Here is a 1,559-nt window from a genome sequence, read left to right as displayed (position 1 = left end):
GAGTCGACGGCTTCCTTGCCGGCGGCCCGGGCAGCCAGCAGGACCGTGGACCTCGCGTGCAGGGCCACAGCACGGTAACCGCCGTCGTCGTTCCGGCTGGAGGTGCCGCCGAGCGACGCCAGCAGGTCCTCGGCGCCCCACATCAGGCCCACCACGTTCGGCTCGGCGGCGATCGCGGCCGCGTTGACGATGCCCGCCGCCGTCTCGCACAGGGCGACCACACTGTAGCCCTCAAGCGCCCGCAGTTGTGCGGCGCTCTCGGCCTTGGCCAGCATGACGTGCCGGTAAGGCGTGTGCTTGAGGCAGTGCAGGTCCTTCTCGAACTCGTCCGTTCCGACCGGGTTGACGCGGACAATCGTGCGGCTCGGGTCGAGCTCCGGACCATCCCCGGCGGAACCCAGCTGGGCCAGGATGGCGCCTCGGGCACGCTGCTTGTCGGCCGGCGCCACGGCGTCCTCGAGGTCAAGGATGACGGCGTCGGCGCGCCCGGCCGCCTTCTGGTAGCGCTCGGGGCGGTCGGCGGGGCAGAACAGGAGGGCCGGGCCCATCAGGAAGCTCATGCCTTTATTGTCCCCTTTTGCGCGGTTTCCGGCTCGGCCGCGGCGTGCGCCTCGCGTGTCCACATCAGGCAGCTGCGCGTCGCCAGCGCCACCACCACACCGTCCTGGTTCCGGCCCGTGTGCTGCATGGTCACGATCCCCTGCCCGGGCCGGGAGGAGGAGAGCCGCTTGCCGGTCACCACGGTCTCGGTGTAGAGCGTGTCCCCGTGGTAGAGCGGGTGCGGGAAGGACACGTCGGTCAGTCCCAGCTGGGCGATGATGGTCCCCTGCGTCAGCTGCGGGACCGACTGCCCCACCACGGTGGCGAGGGTGAACATGGAGTTCATCAGGCGCTGGCCAAAGGGCTGCCCGGCGCTCCACGCAGCGTCCAGGTGCAGTGCCTGGGTATTCATGGTCATGGTGGTGAACAGGACGTTATCCGTCTCCGTCACGGTCCGGCCGGGCCGGTGGGCGTAGACCACCCCCTCTTCGAGTTCCTCGAAGTAGAGACCGCGTTGTTCAATCACCCGGGGACCGGCACTGCCGCCGGTGCCGTGGCCGGCACTGCGGCCGGCACTGCGGCCGGCACTGCGGCCGGCACCTGAACCGGTTTCGGGCGCTGCATTCGTCGTCATACGGTAAGTTCCTGGTCTTCCTCGAATAGTTCGGCGCCGGTGGCGGCGGCCACGTCCTCCGCGGTCACGTCCGGAGCCAGCTCCCGCAGCACCAGCCGGGATTTCCCGCCCTCGGTGACGACGTCGATCACGGCGAGGTCGGTGATGATCCGGTCCACGCAGCCTTTGCCGGTCAGCGGCAGGGTGCACTGCTCCACAATTTTCGGGTTGCCGTTGCGGTCCACGTGCTCCATCATGACGATGACCTTCTTGGCCCCGAACACCAGGTCCATCGCGCCGCCCATGCCCTTGACCATCTTGCCCGGGATCATCCAGTTGGCGAGGTCCCCGTTCTGCGCCACTTCCATGGCGCCGAGCACCGCGACAYCCACGTGCCCGCCACGGA

The 1,559-nt window shown here is 69.1% G+C and carries 3 protein-coding genes; all 3 read right to left on the bottom strand.

Features of this window, described 5'->3' with window-relative positions; all coding sequences use genetic code 11:
• A partial coding sequence (locus AC1DHD_RS16200) for an HpcH/HpaI aldolase/citrate lyase family protein (RefSeq protein ID WP_476880684.1) occupies window positions 1-560 on the bottom strand: 560 nt, incomplete at its 3' end.
• Window positions 557-1,174 carry a MaoC family dehydratase gene (locus AC1DHD_RS16195; RefSeq protein ID WP_476880683.1) on the bottom strand — a complete coding sequence of 206 codons (618 nt, stop codon included), beginning with the start codon at window positions 1,172-1,174 and terminating at the stop codon, window positions 557-559. The genes AC1DHD_RS16195 and AC1DHD_RS16200, both read right to left, overlap by 4 nt.
• On the bottom strand, window positions 1,171-1,559 hold a 389-nt coding region (locus tag AC1DHD_RS16190; RefSeq protein WP_476880682.1), incomplete at its 5' end, for a CoA-transferase. The genes AC1DHD_RS16190 and AC1DHD_RS16195, both read right to left, overlap by 4 nt.

The organism is Arthrobacter sp. 05L45_2 (assembly GCF_056397525.1).
Note: the sequence above shows the minus strand (reverse complement) of the source record. Positions and strands in the feature narration are given on the sequence as shown.